13 protein-coding genes are annotated in these 17041 nt (G+C 67.4%); 12 read left to right on the top strand and 1 reads right to left on the bottom strand.

Features of this window, described 5'->3' with window-relative positions; genetic code table 11:
* The first annotated feature begins 59 nt into the window (after positions 1-59).
* From BLT03_RS01575 to mnhG, 6 genes are read left to right on the top strand one after another with little or no spacing between them, the layout of a single operon-like run.
* Entirely contained in the window at positions 60-3020 is a 2961-nt protein-coding gene (locus BLT03_RS01575) for a monovalent cation/H+ antiporter subunit A (protein WP_092739621.1), read from the top strand.
* The gene (locus BLT03_RS01580; protein WP_092739623.1) at positions 3020-3385 is read left to right on the top strand and encodes a Na+/H+ antiporter subunit C; all 366 of its coding nucleotides are present in this window, start codon (positions 3020-3022) and stop codon (positions 3383-3385) included. Before BLT03_RS01575 ends, BLT03_RS01580 begins: the two co-directional genes overlap by 1 nt.
* A gap of 56 nt (positions 3386-3441) precedes the next feature.
* Positions 3442-5124, top strand: coding sequence for a monovalent cation/H+ antiporter subunit D (locus BLT03_RS01585; RefSeq protein ID WP_092740055.1), 1683 nt, complete (start codon positions 3442-3444; stop codon positions 5122-5124).
* The gene (locus BLT03_RS01590) at positions 5121-5612 is read left to right on the top strand and encodes a Na+/H+ antiporter subunit E (protein ID WP_092739625.1); all 492 of its coding nucleotides are present in this window, start codon (positions 5121-5123) and stop codon (positions 5610-5612) included. The genes BLT03_RS01585 and BLT03_RS01590 overlap by 4 nt, the downstream gene beginning before the upstream one ends.
* A complete protein-coding gene (locus BLT03_RS01595; protein ID WP_092739627.1) occupies positions 5609-5893 on the top strand; it encodes a K+/H+ antiporter subunit F in 285 nt (94 codons plus the stop codon). The genes BLT03_RS01590 and BLT03_RS01595 overlap by 4 nt, the downstream gene beginning before the upstream one ends.
* The gene (gene mnhG, locus BLT03_RS01600; protein ID WP_092739629.1) at positions 5890-6261 is read left to right on the top strand and encodes a monovalent cation/H(+) antiporter subunit G; all 372 of its coding nucleotides are present in this window, start codon (positions 5890-5892) and stop codon (positions 6259-6261) included. The genes BLT03_RS01595 and mnhG overlap by 4 nt, the downstream gene beginning before the upstream one ends.
* 178 nt (positions 6262-6439) lie before the next feature.
* On the opposite strand, the gene BLT03_RS01605 is transcribed toward mnhG, so the two are convergent.
* Positions 6440-10189: a hydantoinase B/oxoprolinase family protein gene (locus BLT03_RS01605; protein WP_092740057.1), complete on the bottom strand. Its 3750-nt coding sequence runs from the start codon at positions 10187-10189 to the stop codon at positions 6440-6442.
* Positions 10190-10525: 336 nt separating this feature from the next.
* Between BLT03_RS01605 and BLT03_RS01610 the strand changes: the two genes are divergently transcribed.
* From BLT03_RS01610 to BLT03_RS01635, 6 genes are all read left to right on the top strand, one after another.
* The gene (locus BLT03_RS01610) at positions 10526-11083 is read left to right on the top strand and encodes a pesticin C-terminus-like muramidase (protein WP_092739631.1); all 558 of its coding nucleotides are present in this window, start codon (positions 10526-10528) and stop codon (positions 11081-11083) included.
* Positions 11080-11808: a hypothetical protein gene (locus tag BLT03_RS01615; RefSeq protein WP_092739633.1), complete on the top strand. Its 729-nt coding sequence runs from the start codon at positions 11080-11082 to the stop codon at positions 11806-11808. The genes BLT03_RS01610 and BLT03_RS01615 overlap by 4 nt, the downstream gene beginning before the upstream one ends.
* A gap of 47 nt (positions 11809-11855) precedes the next feature.
* Positions 11856-13643: a M14 family metallopeptidase gene (locus BLT03_RS01620; protein WP_092739635.1), complete on the top strand. Its 1788-nt coding sequence runs from the start codon at positions 11856-11858 to the stop codon at positions 13641-13643.
* Between the two features lie 349 nt (positions 13644-13992).
* On the top strand, positions 13993-14994 hold the full coding sequence (locus tag BLT03_RS01625) for a TRAP transporter substrate-binding protein (RefSeq protein ID WP_092739637.1): 1002 nt from the start codon (positions 13993-13995) through the stop codon (positions 14992-14994).
* Positions 14994-15527 (top strand): TRAP transporter small permease, encoded by a 534-nt coding sequence (locus BLT03_RS01630; protein WP_092739639.1) that lies wholly within the window; start codon positions 14994-14996, stop codon positions 15525-15527. Before BLT03_RS01625 ends, BLT03_RS01630 begins: the two co-directional genes overlap by 1 nt.
* A 75-nt stretch (positions 15528-15602) precedes the next feature.
* Positions 15603-16916 carry a TRAP transporter large permease gene (locus BLT03_RS01635; protein WP_175537626.1) on the top strand — a complete coding sequence of 438 codons (1314 nt, stop codon included), beginning with the start codon at positions 15603-15605 and terminating at the stop codon, positions 16914-16916.
* The last annotated feature ends 125 nt before the right edge of the window (positions 16917-17041 follow it).

The raw sequence follows: 17041 nt of genomic DNA on the forward strand, positions 1-17041 counted from the left end.
GGACGTGCTAGGGTATTCATAGCAAGCTTGGAGGGGCTTGCCCGTAGAATCGTCCGGGCATGCCCCTGATCCTCCTCGTCCTCCTTCCCTTCATCGGCAGCCTCCTGGCGGCGGTGCTGCCGACGAACGCGCGCAACACCGAATCCACGCTCGCCGGTGCGATCGCGCTGTTCTGCGCGGTGCAGGCGGCCCTGTATTTTCCGGAGATCGCATCGGGCGGGGTGCTGCGGCAGGAAATCCCTTGGCTGCCGGCCCTGGGACTGAACCTCGTGATCCGCATGGACGGATTCGCCTGGATGTTCTGCATGCTGATCCTGGGCATCGGTTCGCTGGTGGTGCTTTATGCGCGCTACTACATGTCGCCGGCCGATCCGGTGCCCCGCTTCTTTTCGTTCTTTCTCGCCTTCATGGGGGCGATGACCGGCGTGGTGCTGTCGGGCAACATCATCCAGCTGGCGTTCTTCTGGGAACTCACCAGCCTTTTTTCCTTTTTGCTGATCGGCTACTGGTACCACCGGCAGGATGCCCGCAGGGGCGCCCGCATGGCGCTCACGGTGACGGGTACCGGCGGGCTGTGCATGCTCGCAGGCATGCTGGTGATCGGGCACATCGTGGGCAGCTACGACCTCGATCACGTTCTGGCCGCCGGCGAGCAGATCCGCAACCACCCCTGGTACCTGACGGCGCTGGTGCTGGTGCTGCTGGGCGCGCTGACCAAGAGCGCGCAGTTCCCCTTCCACTTCTGGCTGCCCAACGCCATGGCGGCGCCGACGCCCGTGTCGGCCTACCTGCACTCGGCGACCATGGTGAAGGCTGGCGTCTTCCTGCTGGCGCGCATGTGGCCCGTGATGGGCGGTACCGAGCCGTGGTTCTGGCTGGTCGGCGGTGCGGGCGTGTGCACGCTGCTGGTGGGCGGCTATGCGGCCATGTTCCAGAACGACCTCAAGGGGCTGCTGGCGTATTCGACGATTTCGCATCTGGGCCTCATCACCCTGCTGCTGGGGTTGAACAGCCCGCTGGCGGCCGTGGCGGCGGTGTTCCACATCATGAACCACGCCACCTTCAAGGCATCGCTTTTCATGGCGGCAGGCATCGTGGACCATGAGAGCGGCACCCGGGACATCCGGCGCCTGTCCGGCCTGCGCACCATGATGCCGGTGACGGCGACACTCGCCATGGTGGCCAGCGCGGCCATGGCCGGCGTACCGCTGCTCAACGGGTTCCTATCCAAGGAAATGTTCTTCGCCGAGACGGTGTTCCTGGACGCTTCGCCGCTGGTAGCCACCGTGCTGCCCATTGCCGCCACGCTGGCCGGCATCTTCAGCGTGGCGTATTCGCTGCGCTTCACGGTCGATGTGTTCTGGGGCCCGCGCGCCCAGGACCTGCCCCGCCAGCCGCACGAGCCCCCACACTGGATGCGCGTGCCGGTGGAACTGCTGGTGCTGGCCTGCATGGTGGTCGGCATCTTTCCCGCTTGGTCGGTCGGCCGGTATCTGGACGCCGCGGCGCGCCCGGTGGTCGGCGGCGAGCTGCCCGAATTCAGCCTGGCGATCTGGCACGGCTTCAACACTCCGTTCATGATGAGCCTGGTCGCCCTGGTGGGCGGCACGGCGCTCTACCTGGTGCTGCGCTGGCAGCGCGCCGCCGGCAACGTGGATGCGCCGCCGCTCATCTACCGCGTGAGCGGGCGGCGCCTGTTCGAGATCGCGCTCACCTGGCTCACACTGCTGGGCCACAACGGCCGGCGTCTGATGTCCACGCCCCGGCTGCAGTGGCAGATGCTGTGGCTGGTGCTGGCGGCCCTGCTCGGCGCCGCGCTGCCGCTGTGGACCCAGGGGCTGCAACTGGGCGGCCGGGGCACCTTGCCACTGTCGCCGGCCTTCGTGGTGCTGTGGACCCTGGGTTGCCTCTGTGCGGTGACCGCTGCATGGCAGGCCAAATACCACCGGCTCGCGGCATTGACGTTGATGGGTGGCGCGGGGCTGTGCACCTGCATCACCTTCCTGTGGTTTTCCGCGCCCGACCTGGCGCTCACGCAGATCGTGGTGGAGATCGTGACCACCGTGCTGGTGCTGCTGGGCCTGCGCTGGCTGCCCCGGCGGGACGAGCGGCTGCGCGGCGTGGACACCACGCACCCCGGCATCGTGCGGGCACGGCGCCTGCGCGACATGGCCGTGGCGCTGGCGGCCGGCGGTGGCATGGCCTGGCTGGCCTTCACCATGATGAGCCGGCCGTTCCCCGAGAGCACCTCGACCTTCTTCCTGGAGCGCGCGCAGACCGAGGGCGGCGGCACCAACGTGGTCAACGTGATGCTGGTGGACTTCCGCGGCTTCGACACCTTTGGCGAGATCGTCGTGCTGGGCATCGTGGCGCTGACGGTCTATGCCCTGCTGCGCCGCTTCCGCCCCGCCCGCGAGACCATGGACCTGCCCGAGCAGCAGCGCAACATGCCGGCCGACCTGCAGACCGACCTGCTCAACCCGCGCAACGCCGCCGACACCGCCGTCGGCTACCTGATGGTGCCGGCCGTGCTGGTGCGGCTGCTGCTGCCGTTCACCGCGCTGGTGTCGTTCTACATGTTCATGCGGGGGCACAACGAGCCGGGCGGCGGCTTCGTCGCAGGGCTGGTGCTGTCGGTGGGGCTGCTGCTGCAATACATCATCTCGGGGACGCACTGGGTCGAAGCGCACCTGCCGCTGTACCCGCGCCGCTGGATCGGCGTGGGCCTGCTGTTCGCGCTGGGCACCGGGCTGGGCGCGCTGGTGCTGGGCTATCCGTTCCTCACCAGCCACACGGCGCATTTCCACCTGCCGGTGATCGGCGAGATCCACATCGCGAGTGCCCTGTTCTTCGACATCGGCGTGTTCACCCTGGTGGTGGGCTCCACGCTGCTGATCTTGACGGCCATCGCCCACCAATCGGTGCGCGGCCACCGCTACCACGCCCGCCTGGCCGAAGAGCGCGAGGCCGAGCAGGCCGCCAACCCCGCCGCCGTGCCGCCCGAAGGAGGAACCCGCTGATGGAAATCGTTCTCGCCATTGCCATCGGCGTCCTCACCGGCTCGGGCGTCTGGCTGCTGCTGCGCCCGCGCACCTTCCAGGTCATCATGGGCCTGGCGCTGCTGTCGTATGCCGTGAACCTGTTCATCTTCAGCATGGGCCGCCTGGGCCTGGCCATCAACAAGGAGCCCGTGCTGCTGGCCGGTGTGCCGAAAGACCTGCAGCACTATGCCGACCCGATGCCCCAGGCGCTGGTGCTCACCGCCATCGTGATCGGCTTTGCGATGACGGCGCTGTTCCTGGTCGTGCTGCTGGCGTCGCGGGGCATGTCGGGCACCGACCATGTGGACGGCACGCGCTCGCACGACGTGCAGGAGATGCCGTGACCTCGGCCCTGTCCAGCTTCTTGTCCAACTCATTGGGCGACGCCCTGTCGGCGCTGATGCCGCACCTGATGCTGGCGCCCATCGTGCTGCCGCTGCTCACCGCCGCGCTGATGCTGCTGCTGCGCGAAGAGCGCCAGCGGCTCAAGCTCGGGCTCAACATCGCGTCCACCTCCCTCGGCCTGATGATCGCCGTGGGCTTGCTGCTGTGGACCAGCCAGGCCACCGTGCCGACCACCATGGGCGTGTACCTGCCGGGCAACTGGCCCGCACCGTTCGGCATCGTGCTGGCGCTGGACCGGCTGTCGGCCATGATGCTGGCCCTCACCAGCGCGGTGGCCCTGTGCTCCATCGTCTTCGCGGCGGCGCGCTGGCACCGCGCGGGGGTGCACTACCACCCGCTGTTCCAGTTCCAGCTGATGGGCCTGGCCGGCGCGTTCCTGACGGCCGACCTGTTCAATCTGTTCGTGTTCTTCGAGATCATGCTGGCGGCCTCGTACGGGCTGCTGCTGCACGGCTCGGGCCGCACGCGCGTGCAGGCCGGTCTGCACTACATCGCCATCAACCTCGCGGCGTCGTCGCTGTTCCTGATCGGCGTGTCCATGCTCTACGGCATCACCGGCACGCTGAACATGGCCGACCTGGCACAGAGCATTCCCAAGGTGGCCGACGCCGACCGCGGGCTGCTGCACGCGGCCGCGGCCATTCTGGCGACCGCCTTCCTCATCAAGGCCGCGGTGTGGCCGCTCAACTTCTGGCTGGTGCCCGCCTACAGCGCCGCCACGGCGCCGGCGGGCGCGCTGTTTGCGCTCATGACCAAGGTGGGCGTGTACACCATCCTGCGGCTGTGGACGCTCATGTTCAGCAGCGAGGCGGGCCCGTCCGCCCTGTTCGGCAGCCTGTGGCTGATCGGCGGCGGCATGCTCACCATGGCCTTCGGCGGCATCGGCATGCTGGGCTCGCAGCGGCTGACCCACCTGGCGGGCTATGCGGCGATTCTTTCGTCGGGCACGCTGCTGGCAGCGGCCGGCTTCGGTCAGAACGTGCTGACGGCCGGCCTGCTGTATTACCTGCCCAGCTCCACGCTGGCGATCAGCGCGCTTTTTCTGCTGGCCGATCTGATCGACCGGTGGCGCAACGACGGCGCCACGCTCGCCCCGCACGAGCGCCACGACGATGCGCCCTTCCTCACCGCCGAACTCGTGCCCGCCGAGGGCCTGAACCTGGACGAGGACGAGACGGTGCTGATCGGCCGCATCATCCCTGCCGCCGCCGCGTTCCTCGGGCTGGCCTACCTGCTGTGCACGCTGGTGGTCGCCGGGCTGCCGCCGCTGTCGGGCTTCGTGGGCAAGTTCGCCATGCTGACGGCGCTGCTCAATCCGCTGGGACTGGGCTCTTCCGCCGGGTCGCAGCCCGGCACCCCGGGCTGGATGCTGCTGGCTCTGCTGATCCTCACCGGCCTGTTCGCCCTGATTGCCCTCACGCGCACCGGCATCCGCTATTTCTGGACCACGCACGACCGGCGCCGCCCCCAGTTGCGCGTGCTGGAGGGCCTGCCGATCGCGCTGCTGCTGGCCGGGTGCATCGCCCTCACGCTGTACGCCGGCGCGGTGATGCGGTTCACGCAGGCCACGGCCAACGCGCTGCACACGCCCTCCAACTACATCCGCGCGGTGATGTCGGCGCGGCCCGTGCCCGGGCCCGTCACGCCGGCCGAGCCCCCTGCCCGGGAGACGCCATGAAGCGACTGTTCCCCGCACCCTTGCTGTCCGTGGCGCTCTTCGTGCTGTGGCTCATGCTGAATCGCTCGGTGAGCGCCGGGCAACTGGTGCTGGCGGCCTTCGTGGCGATAGCGATTCCTGTGCTGACGCGCGGGCTGCGGCCCCTGCCCGTGCGCATCCGACGGCCCGGCACGGTGCTGCGGCTGGTGGGTGCGGTGCTGGCGGACAGCGTGGCCTCCAACCTGCGGCTGCTGCGTTTTCTGGCCCGGCCGTCGCACCGGCCCCACCCGCCGGGCTTCGTGCAGATTCCGCTGGAGATGCGCGACCCGAACGCTCTGGCCGTGCTGGCAATGATCGTCTGCATCACCCCCGGCACGTCGTGGGCGGAGCTGTCGCTGGACCGCTCCATCCTCATGCTGCACGTGCTGGAGCTGGACGACAGGCAGGCCGCCATCGATCACGTCAAAACGCGCTACGAGCGCCCCCTGATGGAGATTTTCGAATCATGACGAACGGTTCCATCCTCGCCATCGCGCTGCCCATCGCCGTCTTCATGCTGGTGCTGGCCATGTCCTGCGCGCTGGTGCGCATGCTCAAGGGCCCCTCCGCCCAGGACCGCGTGCTGGCCCTGGACTGCATGTACCTGAACGGCATGCTCTGCATGCTGGTGCTGGGCATCTACTACGGCAGCACGAACTATTTCGAGGCCGCGCTGCTGATCGCGCTGCTGGGTTTCGCCAGCTCCACCGCGATGGCCAAGTTCCTGCTGCGCGGCGAGGTGATCGAATGACCGCCGCAACGCTGCCGCTGTGGGCCGAGATCGCGATTGCGGCGTTCGTGCTGGCCGGGGCCGGCATCGCGCTGATGGGATCGCTCGGGCTGCTGCGCCTGCCGACCTACTTCGAGCGGGTGCATGCGCCCTCCGTCATCGCCACGCTCGGGTGCTGGTGCATCGTGCTGGCCACGCTGCTGTACTTTTCGCTGCAGGGCGAGGGGCTGGCGCTGCATGCGCTGCTCATCGGCCTGTTCGTGTCGGTGACCGTGCCGGTGACCAACATCTTCCTGATGCGCGCCGCCCTGTTCCGCGCGCGCCGCGCGGGCCAGAACGTGCCCCCCAGCCTGAGCCGGCTCGTGGAGAGCACTGACCGCGACTCCTGAGCATTTGCTATTACTTATATAGCAATACTCCCTAGGGAAATATGCGCTGGAGGCCTTTTTTCCTCCTATGCAGCAACAGGCGACGCAGAGGCGACTTGGCGGATCACCTCTGCGGATTTGCTACCAAATAAATAGCAAACCTCCCTAGTGGAATATGCGCTGACGGCCTTTTTGATGCTCATTCGCGCTCCGTGCCGCCGAAGCCGCCACCACCCGGCGTGTGCACCTCGAACACATCGCCGGGCTGCATCTGCGCCTGTCCGATGTGCTCCAGCACCTCGACCCTTCCGTCCGCCCGCACCACGCGGTTGATGCCGGGCAGCCCCGCTTGCCCGCCCGCCATGCCGAACGCACCGTGGCGGCGGCCGTTGGACAGGATGCCGGCCGTCATCGGCTCCAGAAACCGCACCCGCCGCACGCCGCCGTTGCCGCCCTTCCAGCGCCCGGTGCCGCCCGAGTCGCCGCGCACGGCGTAGCTCTCCAGCCGCACCGGAAAGCGAAACTCCAGAATCTCCGGATCGGTCAGCCGCGAGTTGGTCATGTGGGTCTGCACCACGCTCGTGCCATCGAAGCCGTCCACCAACTCGCCCCCGTCGCCGAACATGCCGCCGGCGCCGCTGCCGCCCGAGATGGTTTCGTAGTACTGGTAGCGGTCGTTGCCGAACGTGAAGTTGTTCATCGTGCACTGGCTGCCGGCCGACACGCCCAAAGCGCCCAGCAGCGCGTTGGTGATGCAGGTGGACGTTTCCACATTGCCCGCCACCACCGACGCCGGCGGCAGCGGATTGAGCATCGATCCCGGTGGAATGATCACCTGGAGCGGCTTGAGGCAGCCGGCGTTCAGCGGAATGTCGTCGTCCACCAGCGAGCGGAACACGTACAGCACCGCCGCCATGCACACCGCCGTGGGCGCATTGAAGTTGTTGGTCTGCTGGGGCGAGGTGCCCGTGAAGTCGATCACCGCGCTGCGGGCCGCGGCATCCACTCGCACCGCGACCTGGATCTGCGCGCCGTTGTCCAGCGGCAGGGTGAACTCGCCGTTCTTCAGCCGCGCCGCCAGGCGGGTGATGGCGCGGCGCACCGACTCTTCGGCGTTGTCCTGCACGTGGCCCATGTAGGCCTGCACCACGGGCAGGCCGAACTGCTGCACCATGCGGCGCAGTTCCTGCACGCCCTTTTCGTTGGCGGCGATCTGCGCCTTCAGGTCGGCCAGGTTCTGCTGTGGATTGCGGCTGGGGTATTCGCCGCTTTGCAGCAGGGCGATGATTTCGGCCTCGCGCAGCACGCCCCGCTCCACCAGCTTCACGTTGTCGATCTGCACGCCTTCTTCTTCGATGCGGGTCGAAAACGGCGGCATCGATCCCGGCGTGATGCCGCCCACGTCGGCATGGTGGCCACGGCTGCCCACATAGAACGTGGGCTCGCCTTCGTCGGCCAGGTACACGGGCGTGATGACGGTGATGTCCGGCAGGTGCGTGCCGCCGTGGTACGGGTCGTTCAGCACATACACGTCTCCCGGCTGCATGCGCCCGGCGTTGTTGTGGATGACCGCCTTGATGCTCTCGCCCATCGATCCCAGGTGCACCGGCATGTGCGGCGCGTTGGCGATCAGGTGGCCCTCCGCGTCGAACAGCGCGCAGCTGAAATCCAGGCGCTCCTTGATGTTCACCGAGTGCGCGGTGTTCTGCAGTTGCAGCCCCATCTGCTCGGCGATGTTCATGAAGAGGTTGTTGAACACCTCCAGCAGCACCGGGTCCACCGTGGTGCCCAGGGCGTGCCGCACGCTGCGCGCGGTGCGGCGGTCCAGCACCAGGTGGTCGAGCGCCGTCAGCGCCGCCTCCCAGCCGGGTTCCACCACGGTCGTGGCGTTCTTCTCGGCAATGATGGCCGGCCCGGCGATCACGTCGCCCGGGCGCAGGTCTTCGCGCACGACCAGGGCCGCGTCGTGCCAGCCCGGCTGGCCGTCGGTGCCCACGGTGTACATGCGCACGGTGCCGCGCCGCGGCGTTTCGCGCGGCGGGTGCAGGGCGTGGCGCGGCTCGGCGGGGGCGTCGCCCGCGACCACCGCCTCGACCGACACGGCCTCCACGATCAAGGCACGGCCGGGCATGAGGAAGGCGAAGCGCTGGCGATAGGCCGCCTCGAACCGCGCCGTGATGGCCGCCACATCCGGCAGGTCCGATGCATCAACCGCATCCGAACCATTCGATGCATCTGGCGAGCCGCCGAACGGCACGACCAGCGCGGCGTCCGAGCCTTCATAGCGAACGTGCACGCGGCGTCGCACCGACACCGGCCCGGCGCCATGCTGCTGCTGGGCCATCTCGGCCTCGGCCGCCGCGGCCAGAGCCTGCAGGGTCTGGGCGATGCCGCCGAGCGCTTCAGACGTGAGGCGCACTTCCACCGCCTGCTCGCGGATAAGGTTCTGGTCGGCCAGGCCCATGCCGTAGGCCGACAGCACCCCCGCCAGCGGATGCACCAGCACGCGCTGCATGCCCAGCGCATCGGCCACCAGGCAGGCATGCTGCCCGCCCGCCCCGCCGAAGCACTGCAGGGTGTAGCGCGTGACGTCGTAGCCGCGCGCGACCGAAATCTTCTTGATGGCGTTGGCCATCTGCTGCACGGCGATCTGGATGAAGCCGTGCGCCACGTCGTGCGCGGCACGGCCGGTCTGCGCGGCAAGGTCGGCGAAGCGGGCCTCGACCACCGCGGCGTCCAGCGGCTCGTCGGCGCCGTGCCCGAACACACGCGGAAAGTACGCGGGCTGGATCTTGCCGACCATCACGTTCGCATCGGTCACGGCCAGCGGCCCGCCCCGGCGGTAGCTGGCGGGGCCGGGGTTGGCGCCCGCGCTTTGCGGGCCGACCCGAAACCGCGCGCCGTCGTAGCCCAGCAGCGAGCCGCCGCCGGCCGCCACGGTGTGGATGCTCATCATCGGCGCGCGCATGCGCACGCCGGCCACCTGGGTCTCGAACTCGCGCTCGAACTCGCCGGCGTAGTGGCTCACATCGGTGGAGGTGCCGCCCATGTCGAAGCCGATCACGCGCACCGCATCGCCGTGCGCCGCCACGCCACCCTGCCCGGCCGCACCGTCGGCAGCGAAAGCCAGTTCCGCCGTGCGCGCCATTCCCACGATGCCGCCCGCGGGGCCGGACAAAATGGCGTCCTTGCCCTGGAACCGGTGCGCATCGGTCAGGCCGCCCGACGACTGCATGAAGTACAGCGGCACACCCGGCATTTCGGCGGCCACCTGCTCCACGTAGCGCCGCAGGATGGGCGAGAGGTAGGCATCGACCACCGTGGTGTCGCCCCGGCTCACGAACTTCATCAGCGGGCTCGTGCCGTGCGACGTGCTGATCTGGGTGAAGCCGGCCTCTTTCGCCAGGCGCGCCGCCGCCTGTTCGTGCGCGGTGTAGCGGTAGCCATGCATGAACACGATCGCCACGCTGCGCAGGCCCGCGTCGTACGCGGCCCATAGGCGCTCGCGCAAATGCCCCTCTTCCAGCGGCTGCTCGACCTCCCCATGGGCGCCCACGCGTTCCTGCGATTCGATCACGCGGCTGTACAGCAACTCGGGCAGCACGATGCGGCGGTCGAAGAGCCGGGGCCGGTTCTGGTAGGCGATGCGCAGCGCATCGCGAAAGCCGCGGGTAGTGACCAGCAGCGTGGGCTCGCCCTTGCGTTCCAACAGCGCATTGGTGGCCACCGTGGTGCCCATCTTCACGCACTCGACCTGTGCGGGCGACACCGCCGCGCCGGGCGCCAGGCCCAGCAAGTGGCGAATGCCGGCCACCGCCGCGTCGCGGTACTGCTCGGGGTTGTCGGACAGCAGCTTGTGCGTGACCAGGGTGCCGTCGGGACGCCGGCCCACCACGTCGGTGAAGGTGCCGCCGCGATCCACCCAGAACTGCCACAGTTGCTTTGCCATGTCGATGGTTTCCTTCGCCTGGTTACGGATGAAATGCTTCGACAACAATCACGCAGGCATCACCCGCAAGGCAAGAGAACATCCACGATTGGCCGACCCTTTTTCGATGATATCGTCAGCCCCGCGGCGCCGACACCCACCAGCACACCGCAGCAATCTTCGTGCCGTCCACGGCCACTTCCGTGGAGGTCCGAGCCCTCGCCCGGCTACCCGCCGGGCCGTTCGGAGCGCGGCAGCACGGGGTCAAAAGGCTCTCGCTGAGACACCATCGTTCAACTCACTTTCCGCGCTGTTTTTCGAAATGCCGCGGCAACGGATCACTCTTCACAGCCATCTATGCCAGAACAAATCGACTACGCATTTCTCAGTGCCTTGGAGGGCGGCTCGCTGACCACCGGCTACGTGCCGGCGGCCAACGTCAGCAAGAGCGGTGTGACCATCGCGACCGGGTTCGATCTGGGCCAGCGGTCCGAGAGCGACCTCAAGAACCTGGGCATTTCGACCGGCCTGATCACGAAGCTCAAGCCCTACCTCGGCACCAAGGGCGCGGATGCCAAGAAGCTGATCGAGAAAACCCCGCTGACCATCACGGCCGCCGAGGCCGAGTCCATCGACAAGGCCACCAAGGCCAGCCACATCGCCAGCGTGAAGCTCAAGTACGACTCGGCAACGGCTGCCAAGAAGAACTTCATCGACCTGCCGGCGGAAGCCCAGACGGTCATCGCGTCGGTGTCGTTCCAGTACGGCGTCAACCTGGATGCCGCCGCCCCGAAGTTCTGGAAGGCCGCCACCGAGCAGGACTGGACCGAAGCCGTCAAACTGCTCAAGAATTTTGGAGATGTCTACCCCACGCGCCGAGGCAAAGAAGCGGCCTTGCTGGAGAAAGTCAAATGAAGCATTGCATCGCCCTCGCCACCGCCGTGATGTTGTCCGGCGCCCTGCCCGCAGCACACGCGCATAACCACACCGATCACGGCACCAGTGCCAGCACGGCCGCCAGCCCGGGCGACGACGCGAGCGTCATGGTGCGTGTCTCCAATCCTGAACTGCTGACAGCGCTGAAGAACCCCAAGGCCCCGCTGGCCGCAGAGCGCACGCCGCTCGCGTTCGACAACGGCGTGTCGGCAAAGAACTGCCTCGAATATTCGGAGCAACTCGCCAAGAGCCAGCCCGCCGAAACGACGCGCAACTTCGAGATCCGAAGCGAATACCTGCTGTGCGATAGCCTCCGGCTGATGGCTGGCAAGCCGTTCTCCGCCGAAAAGAAAAGCGTCTCCAGCGGCCAGGCCAAAGCCTTGTATGACAAGCTGGACCTGCGGACGTTTGCATCGTCGCTGCGCAACCGCGCCGACGACACGAAGTACACATTGAAGACCCTGCTGCCCGGCACCAAGAAATCCGAAGGCGGGGCCGTCGCGGTGGAAACGCAGGACCAGCACTTCCGCCTGGAAGTCGTCGGCACCATCGACCACGGCAAGGGCGCGGGCAAGACGCAGGAATGGATCGTGTGGGTCACGGACGAGATGAAGAACGGCACGTACCGCTCGTACACACAGGTCGTGGTGAACCCGCCGCACAGCGCTTCCGGGCCGTACACCGCAGCCTCCAAGCCGCAGTAGCGCCTTTTCAAGACCGCCCCTTCCGGACCACCGCAGGCACCCATCGCATGACGTCTTCCGCCCCCACTCAATCCTTGCTGGACCAGACTTTCCCCCGCACCCTGTCGGAATGGGTGGACCGCTTCGGGCAGCCGGCATTCCGCGGCGCCCGGGTAGAAGGGTGGTTGTTCGAAGGGGCCGCAGCCCGCCGCGCCGCGGAGGAGCGCCTGGCGGCCGTGGGCGTGATAGCGCGGTTTCGCAGCGCCTACAAACCGCTGGTGCACTACTTCCTGGAAGAGGTCGATGCCGCGCAACTGGCTGCAGCCACGGTGCGATACCCGGTGCATGCCACCGGGTCGCCGGGCCGGTTCCTGCTGGAGGCCTATCCGCTGGCGGACTTGCTGGCGGGCTGCGACGTTCAGTTCGAACCCGGTGCCGATGACCTGCATTACGACGTGGCGTTGCGGTTCCGCGATGGCCGCGAGACCACCGCGCGGGTGTACGCACCCAACCACGTGCATGCCGACCCGACAGCGCCCGAGCCGCTGCTGTCGCCCACGGGCTGGCTGCGCGTGACTGCTGCGGATGGCGCAGCCAGCATCGGCCAGGACGCCGCGGAGCCCACCGACTTCGAAGCCCTCTTCGCGCAAGCGATGCGCACGCTGCAGCAACACCCCTGGCCGGCAAAGGAACCCTATTTCGAGCGCCTGGACATTCGCGTGGACCTGCCCGGCTTCGAGCAGCCACTGCCCCTGCCGGACGAGTGCATGAGCCTGCACGAGGCCCTGCACGAAGACTTGTATTTTTCGCTGCTGGAGTTCTTCCAGCAGCACTCCGGCCGCCCGGCCGGCGACCGCCGCCTGCAGCCCGGTCAGATCGTGCCGGACGTTCGCCGGCACGAAGGCGACCCGCGCGTACGCATCGTGCTGAGGCCTTTCGACGTGGCGGCGCAGGACGCCAGCGCCTGGACCGACACCACGGCAGGACAGGCCCTGGCCGACATGGGCCAGGCGCCGCCTCCAGCGCGCATCGCACAGGCCATGGAGGCCATCGGAGGCCAGCGCTTCACCGCGCGCAGCCGCCAGGGCCGCACGGTGCTGGGCCTCTACCGGGCGGGCACCGATGCCCCCGTGCTGGTCAGCGGCGGGCAACATGCCAACGAGACTTCGGGCGTGGTGGGCGCACTTCGCGCGGCCGAGGCCCTGCATGCGCGGCCCGGTGCGCACTTCGCTCTCATCGCGCTGGAAAACCCTGATGGCTTCGCCCTGCACCGCGAACTGGGCGCCCAGCATGCGCACCACATGCACCATGCCGCGCGCTACAGCGCCCTGGGCGACGACATCGAGTACCGCGAAACCGCCCCGCTGTACGAACGCGAAGCGCGCGAGCAGGCGCTGTCGATTTCTGGCGCGCAGCTGCACATCAACCTGCACGGCTATCCGGCCCATGAATGGACCCGCCCGCTGTCCGGCTACGTGCCGCGCGGCTTCGGCCTGTGGACGGTGCCCAAGGGGTTCTTTTTGATCCTGCGCCACCACCCCGGCTGGCAACGCCAGGGCCGCGAACTGCTGGAGCGCGTGAGCGAGGCGCTGCTCGCTGTGCCGGGCCTGCCCGAATACAACGCCCGCCAGATGGCGCTGTACGAACGCCACGCGGGCCCGCTGCCCTTCGAGGTGATCCACGGCACGGCGTGCACGCAGTCGGAAAACCCGCGCGGCGCGCCGGTCACCCTGATCACCGAGTTCCCCGACGAGACCGTGTCCGGCGATGCGTTCCGCTTCGCGCACACCGTGCAAAAGGCGGCGGTGCTGGCGGCGGTGGAGGCCTGGCAGCACATCGTGTCCGCAAGCACCTGAGGGCGGACCCGCCGGGCATGCCATGGAGCCCATGGCATTGGCCGGCGCACCATCCGCAGCGATCGCGCACACGGCAGGCCCTGCCGCGGTGCGCGCAGGCTGAACGCTCACCGGCTCGCGCCACTTTCGCTCGATCTCTCCGAGCTCCATGTAGCGGTAAGACGCTCCACAGTGAAACTGCACTGGCACGGTCCGTGCATGCGCATGGATGCACCTGTGCGGCCGGCATTCGCGGGGTGTCAGTTGCGCGCCCTCGTTCAGGTAAACACCTGAGGGCGTTACCGCAAACACGCGGTTACATTGAATGCGGTCTTTGTTTTCTGTCTCACCATCACCGTGGAGTTCACCGATGAAGCGTAGCGCTCTCCCTCTGTCCGCCTGGGCCCTGGCCGGCGCCCTGGGTTGCGGATTGTGTGCCCCAGCCGCATTCGCGCAGACCAAATGGGACCTGGCCGCGGCCTATCCCGCCACCAACTTCCATACCGAAAACCTGACGGAGTTCGCCAAAGATGTGGACGCGGCCACGGGCGGCAAGCTCAAGATCACGGTGCATGCCAACGCGTCGCTGTTCAAGGCCAACGAGATCAAGCGCGCCGTGCAAGGCGGCCAGGCCCCGGCCGGCGAAATCCTGCTGCCCAACTTCGAAAACGAGAACCCCATCTTCGGTGCCGACGGCATTCCGTTCCTGGCCACGTCGTACGCGGATTCCAAGCGGCTGTACGAAGCGCAAAAACCGGTGCTGGAAAAGCTGTTGAATGCCCAGGGCCTGCGGTTGCTCTACACGGTGGCTTGGCCGCCGCAGGGCATCTATGCCAAGAAGGAAATCTCTTCGGTGGCCGATCTGCGCGGCATCAAGTGGCGCGCTTACAGCCCGGCCACCGCCAAGATCGCTGAACTGATCGGCGCGCAGCCGGTGACCATTCAGGCCGCCGAGCTGTCGCAGGCCACCGCCACGGGCGCGGTCGAGTCGATGATGACGTCGGGCTCCACCGGCTACGACAGCAAGCTCTACGAGAGCATCAAGTATTTCTACGACACGCAGGCCTGGCTGCCCAAGAACGCGGTCATCGTGAGCAAGAAGGCGTTCGATGCGCTGGACAAGCCCACGCAGTACGCGCTGCTCAAGAGCGCCGCCACGGCCGAGGAGCGGGGCTGGAAGATCAGCGCCGAGAAAAACGAGTGGTACAAGAAAGCCCTCACCGACAAGGGCATGAAGATCCTGCCGCCATCGCCCAAGCTGGTGGCCGACATGCGCCAGGTCGGCGACATCATGCTGACCGACTGGCTCAAGAAGGCGGGGCCGGACGGTGAAGCCATCATCGCCGCGTACCGCAAGCCCGCGGCCAAGTGATGCGCCGATTCCTGGACCGCCTGTACCTGGGCGCGGGCGCTTTGGGCGCCACCTTCGTCGCGCTGATCTGCGCGCTGATGATCGCGCAGAGCGTGCTGCGCGAGGTCGGCGTGCGCACCGGCGCCCTCAACGATGTGGTGGCGTGGTTCTGCGCGGCCGCGGCGTTCTTCGCCATGGCACATGCGTTCAAGCATGGCGACTTCGTGCGTGTCACGCTGCTGCTGGAAAAGCTCTCGCCAGCGCGGCGCCGGCAGTTCGAGATCGTCTCGCTGGCCATCGGCTCGGTGGCGGTGGCTTACCTGGCGTGGTCGGCGTGCCTCTTCACCTACGAGAGCTGGGAGTTCAACGACGTCGCCCAGGGCCTGTTGCCGCTGCCCATGTGGATTCCGCAGATGAGCTTCGCGCTGGGCTCGGTGCTGCTGTTCGTTGCGGTGGTGGATGAATTCATCATCGTGCTGCGCGGCGGCGTGCCCACCTTCGTGCGCCAGGTCGAGGAACGCCATGCGCGCGGCGATTTCTCGTCGGACATCTGAGCCTTGCCCTTTACCCGTTGCCCGGTACCTGACCCCACCCCTGCTGTGGCCTGTTGAGGCCGAAAGAAGAACTCCATGGACATTCTGATGGTGGGCGGCATTCTGTTGCTGCTGATGATCGTGCTGCTCTCGGGCGGCGTCTGGATCGCCATGACGTTGGCGATCTGCGGCTGGGTCGGGCAGGCCTTTTTCACCAACACCCAGCCGGGCAAGAACCTGTTTTCGGCCTTCTGGGAAAGCAATGCGAGTTGGGAGCTGGCGGCCTTGCCTCTCTTCATCTGGATGGGCGAAATCCTGTTTCGCACCAAACTCAGCGAAGAGATGTTCGAAGGCCTTCGTCCCTGGCTCAACCGGGTCCCCGGGCGGCTGATGCACACGACCATCCTGGGTTGCGGCATCTTCGGTTCGGTGTCGGGCTCGTCCGCCGCCACCTGCGCCACCATCAGCAAGGTGGCCCTGCCGGAGCTCATCAAGCGCGGATACGACGAGCGTCTGGCGCTCGGCTCGCTGGCCACCGCCGGCACGCTGGGTATTCTGATTCCGCCTTCGATCACCATGGTGGTGTATGCCGTGGCGGCCGATGCATCCATCATCCGCATCTTCCTGGCGGGCTTTCTGCCCGGCCTGCTGCTGATGCTGCTGTTCTCGGGCTACATCGGCTGGTGGAGCCTGCGCAACCCCGACAAGGTGCCGCCGGCCGATGCCCCGACCACCTTCCGCCAGAAGATCCGGCAGTCGGGCAACCTGATTCCCGTGGCGGTGCTGATCATCTTCATCGTGTGGGTGCTGGTGGCCGGCTACGCCACGGCGACCGAGTGCGCCGCCTACGGCGTGGCCGGGTCGCTCGGTCTCGCCCTGTGGAGCCGGTCGCTCACCTGGAAGAACTTCACCGAAGGGCTGATGAGCACCACGCGCACCAGCTGCATGATCATGTTCATCCTGGCCGGCGCGGCGTTTCTGACCAAGACCATGGCGTTCACCGGCATTCCGCGCGAACTGGCCGAGTGGGTCAACGCGATGAATCTGTCGCCTTTTGCGCTCATCGGCGTGCTGACCATCGTGTACCTGGTGCTGGGAACGGCGCTGGACGGCATCAGCATGATCGTACTCACCAGCGCCGTGGTGCTGCCCATGATCCAGAAGGCCGGCTTCGACCTGATCTGGTTCGGCATCTTCATCGTGCTGCTGGTGGAGATCGCAGAGGTCACGCCGCCGGTGGGCTTCAACCTGTTTGTGCTGCAGAACATGACCGGCAAGGACAGCAACACCATCGCCCGCGCCGCGATTCCGTTCTTCCTGTGCCTGGTGGTCTGTATCGCGCTGATCACCATCTTTCCGCAGATCGTGACCCTGCTGCCCGACCTGGTGATGGGCAAGGACGGCGGCTGAACGGGCCGCACGCGGCGCGCCCGTGGGCGGCCGCAGGGCCTATCGAGGTGCGGCGTGGTGCAGCGCGACACTGCTTTTGAGGCCGAACGGCGCGCGCGGCCAAAGCGTCTTGCGTTTTTGCGATA

The organism is Paracidovorax valerianellae, assembly GCF_900102625.1.
GTDB lineage: Bacteria > Pseudomonadota > Gammaproteobacteria > Burkholderiales > Burkholderiaceae_C > Paracidovorax > Paracidovorax valerianellae.

Excerpts from the sequence above, each read along its gene's own strand:
- BLT03_RS01610 (WP_092739631.1), top strand. The coding sequence starts at position 10,526 with ATGCCAGAACAAATCGACTACGCATTTCTCAGTGCCTTGGAGGGCGGC.
- mnhG (WP_092739629.1), top strand. The coding sequence starts at position 5,890 with ATGACCGCCGCAACGCTGCCGCTGTGGGCCGAGATCGCGATTGCGGCG.
- BLT03_RS01615 (WP_092739633.1), top strand. The coding sequence starts at position 11,080 with ATGAAGCATTGCATCGCCCTCGCCACCGCCGTGATGTTGTCCGGCGCC.
- BLT03_RS01630 (WP_092739639.1), top strand. The coding sequence starts at position 14,994 with ATGCGCCGATTCCTGGACCGCCTGTACCTGGGCGCGGGCGCTTTGGGC.
- BLT03_RS01595 (WP_092739627.1), top strand. The coding sequence starts at position 5,609 with ATGACGAACGGTTCCATCCTCGCCATCGCGCTGCCCATCGCCGTCTTC.
- BLT03_RS01590 (WP_092739625.1), top strand. The coding sequence starts at position 5,121 with ATGAAGCGACTGTTCCCCGCACCCTTGCTGTCCGTGGCGCTCTTCGTG.
- BLT03_RS01585 (WP_092740055.1), top strand. The coding sequence starts at position 3,442 with ATGCCGCACCTGATGCTGGCGCCCATCGTGCTGCCGCTGCTCACCGCC.
- BLT03_RS01580 (WP_092739623.1), top strand. The coding sequence starts at position 3,020 with ATGGAAATCGTTCTCGCCATTGCCATCGGCGTCCTCACCGGCTCGGGC.
- BLT03_RS01635 (WP_175537626.1), top strand. The coding sequence starts at position 15,603 with ATGGACATTCTGATGGTGGGCGGCATTCTGTTGCTGCTGATGATCGTG.
- BLT03_RS01625 (WP_092739637.1), top strand. The coding sequence starts at position 13,993 with ATGAAGCGTAGCGCTCTCCCTCTGTCCGCCTGGGCCCTGGCCGGCGCC.
- BLT03_RS01605 (WP_092740057.1), bottom strand. The coding sequence starts at position 10,189 with ATGGCAAAGCAACTGTGGCAGTTCTGGGTGGATCGCGGCGGCACCTTC.
- BLT03_RS01620 (WP_092739635.1), top strand. The coding sequence starts at position 11,856 with ATGACGTCTTCCGCCCCCACTCAATCCTTGCTGGACCAGACTTTCCCC.
- BLT03_RS01575 (WP_092739621.1), top strand. The coding sequence starts at position 60 with ATGCCCCTGATCCTCCTCGTCCTCCTTCCCTTCATCGGCAGCCTCCTG.